At 32.3% G+C, this 3,763-nt stretch carries 1 protein-coding gene; it reads right to left on the bottom strand.

Going from position 1 to position 3,763, the window contains the following annotated elements; genetic code table 11:
- Positions 1-90 precede the first annotated feature (90 nt).
- The gene (gene nifJ, locus R5Z65_RS09665) at positions 91-3,597 is read right to left on the bottom strand and encodes a pyruvate:ferredoxin (flavodoxin) oxidoreductase (protein WP_317368792.1); all 3,507 of its coding nucleotides are present in this window, start codon (positions 3,595-3,597) and stop codon (positions 91-93) included.
- Between the last annotated feature and the right edge of the window lie 166 nt (positions 3,598-3,763).

A 3,763-nucleotide genomic window follows, 5' to 3' on the forward strand; every position in this document is an offset into this window, starting at 1 on the left:
TACGGTTGTTTGTATTAATTTTTACGAATAAAAATATATAGGAATACCTGTTTTTGAATACTTTGTTTTCAAAAAATTGATTATTAAAGGTTAAGCGTCTGCAAGTTTTTTATAAGTTTCTAAACGTTTTTTAGAATCTTGTTCACATAAATCAAATAATTGTTCTGCAAGCTCTGGGAATGCACGTTGTAATGATGTATAACGAACTTCACCAGATAAGAAATCTTTAAATGAAGAAGTAGGTTCTTTAGAATCTAATATAAATGGATTTTTACCTTGTTCTTCAAGAGCAGGGTTAAATCTATATAATTGCCAATATCCACAATCAACAGCTTTTTTAGATTCTTCTAAAGAATAAGTCATATTAATACCGTGGCTTATACAAGGAGCATAAGCAATGATTAATGATGGACCTGGATAGCTTTCAGCTTCTACAATAGCTTTTAAAACTTGGTTTTTATCAGCACCCATAGATATTTGAGCAACGTAAACATAACCATAGCTCATAGCCATCATACCAAGGTCTTTTTTGCGTACTCTTTTACCAGAAGCAGCAAATTTAGCAATAGCAGAAGTAGGAGTAGCCTTAGAAGCTTGACCACCAGTATTAGAATATATTTCTGTATCAAATACAAATACATTAACATCTTCACCAGAAGCAAGAACGTGGTCTAAACCGCCATAGCCAATGTCGTAAGCCCAACCATCTCCACCAAATATCCATTGAGAATTTTTAACAAGATGTTGTTTATTTTCTAATATATATTTAGCTTCTTCGCTAGTTTCTTCTTTAAGAGCAGCTATAACAGCAGCAGATGTAGCTTTAGATTCTTCACCTTTATTCATTGTATCAATCCAAGCTTGTAAAGTATCTTTTAATTCTGTATTAGATGTAGATGCAATAATAGCTTCTGCTTTTTCTTTTAAAGTAGTTCTTTGTTTATTAACACTTATAGCCATACCTAAACCAAACTCGGCATTATCTTCAAATAAAGAGTTTGCCCAAGCTGGACCGTGTCCGTTATGATTTGTAGTATAAGGTGTGCTAGGTGCAGAACCACCCCAGATAGAAGAACAACCAGTAGCATTAGCTATGTACATTCTATCACCAAATAATTGAGTAATAAGTTTTGCATATGGTGTTTCACCACAACCAGGACAAGCACCTGAAAACTCAAATAATGGTTGTTCAAATTGGCTACCTTTGATAGATTTTTTGTCCATAGGATTTTCTTTTGGAGAAAGAGCAACTGCATATTCCCAGTTAGGAACTTCATCCATTTGAGTATCTAAAGGTTTCATAAGGATAGCTTTTTCTTTAGCAGGACAAATTTCAACACAGTTTCCACAGCCAGTACAGTCTAATACAGATACTTGTATTCTGTAAGTGTAATTTTCAAAACCTTTACCAATAGCTTTTTTGCTAACAAAACCTTCTGGTGCATTTTTACCTTCTTCTTCATTAATAAGGAAAGGTCTAATAACAGCGTGAGGACATACATAAGAACATTGGTTACATTGGATACAGTTATCAATGTTCCATTCTGGAACTTCAATAGCAACACCACGTTTTTCGTAAGCTGCTGTACCATTTTCAAAAGTACCATCTTCATATCCTATAAATGCAGAAACAGGTAATTTATCACCTTGCATAGCATTTATTGGTTCTAATATTTTTGTTATAAATTCTGGTTTATCAATATTAGTTTCAAGCTTAGAGTTGTCTTCAGCATTAGCCCAGCTAGTAGGAACTTCAACTTTTTTAACAAGCTCCATACCTTTTTCAACAGCTTGTTGGTTCATAGCAACAACTTTTTCACCTTTTTTACCATAAGCTTTAACAATAGCTTCTTTCATATATTTAATAGCTTCGTCAGCAGGTATAATGTTAGCTATTTTAAAGAAAGCAGATTGTAAAACGGCATTAAAACGTTTACCAAGTCCAATTTCTTTAGCTATTGCAACAGCATCTATTGTATAGAAGTTGATTTTATTTTCTGCAATATATTTTTTTACATTAGCAGGTAAGTTTTCATCTAATTCGGCATCGTTCCATTTACAGTTTAATAAGAAGCTACCACCTTCTTTTAAACCTTCTAAAATATCATATTTATCAAGGTATGATGGTTGATGACAAGCTATAAAATCAGCAGTAGTAACAAGATATGGTGCACGTATTAATTTTTTACCAAAACGTAAATGAGAAGTTGTTAAACCACCAGATTTTTTAGAGTCGTAAGAAAAATATGCTTGAGCATACATATCTGTATGGTCACCAATAATTTTAATAGAGTTTTTATTAGCACCAACAGTACCATCAGCACCTAATCCCCAGAATTTGCAGCTAATAGTAGATTCATCTGTAACATCAATTTCTTTACCAACTTCTAAAGAAAGGTGAGTAACATCATCGTTAATACCAATTGTGAAATTGTTTTTAGGTTGGTCTAAATTAAGGTTTTCATAAACTGCTATAATTTGAGCTGGAGTTGTATCTTTTGAGCTAAGACCATATCTACCACCAACAATAGTAGCTTTTCTATCAGATTTAAAGAATGCAGTACAAACATCTTGGTATAAAGGCTCGCCAAGAGAACCTGGTTCTTTTGTTCTATCTAATACAGCTATTTTTTTAGCAGTAGTAGGGATAGCTTCTAATAATTTTTCTTGTACAAAAGGTCTAAATAAATGTACGTTTACTAAACCAACTTTTTCACCTTTAGCTCTTAAAAAGTCTATAGTTTCTGATATTGTATCACATACAGAACCAATAGCAACAATAACTTTTTCAGCTTCTGGGTCACCATAATAGTTAAATAATTTATAATCTCTACCAGTTAATTTATTAATTTCGCCTAAATAATCTTCTACTATAGCAGGAACATTATCATAGAATTTATTAGATGATTCTTTTGCTTGGAAGAAGATATCAGGGTTTTGAGCAGTACCTCTAGTAACAGGACTTTGAGGATTAAGAGCATTATTTTTAAAGCGTTTTACAGCGTCCATATCAATAAGCTCTTTAACTTTATCAAAATCTAAAACTTCAATTTTTTGAATTTCGTGAGATGTTCTAAAGCCATCAAAGAAATTTAAAAACGGTACTCTAGATTTTAAAGTTGCTAAATGAGAAACAGCTGATAAATCCATAACTTCTTGTACATTAGAAGAAGCGAGCATAGCAAATCCTGTTTGACGACAAGCCATAACGTCTGAATGGTCGCCAAATATACTAAGAGCGTGACCTGCAATAGTACGAGCACTAACGTGAATTACACAAGGTAAAAGCTCCCCAGATATTTTGTACATATTAGGTATCATAAGAAGTAACCCTTGAGAAGCAGTATATGTAGTAGCTAAAGCACCAGTAGCTAAAGCACCGTGTAAAGCACCAGCAGCACCAGCTTCAGATTGCATTTCTACAACTTGTACTGTTTGACCAAACATATTTTTTTTACCTTTAGCAGCCCATTCATCTACGTGCTCTGCCATAGGAGATGATGGAGTGATAGGGAAGATATTAGCTACTTCTGAAAATTGATAAGATACTTCAGCAGCAGCTTGATTACCATCCATAGTTTTCATAATTTTAGACATTTAAAGTCCTCCTTCTCTATAAATAAAGCTAAAATTTATAATAATTTTTAAAGCTAATTTAAAATTAATTATTATACATAGTTTTTACTATAAGAATATTATACCAAGATTATAATGTTTAGTAAATAAAAAATTAATATTTTTATAATAGTTTTTTTACATAATA

The organism is uncultured Tyzzerella sp., from assembly GCF_963558545.1.
In the GTDB taxonomy this organism is placed as follows: Bacteria; Bacillota; Clostridia; order Lachnospirales; family CAG-274; genus Tyzzerella.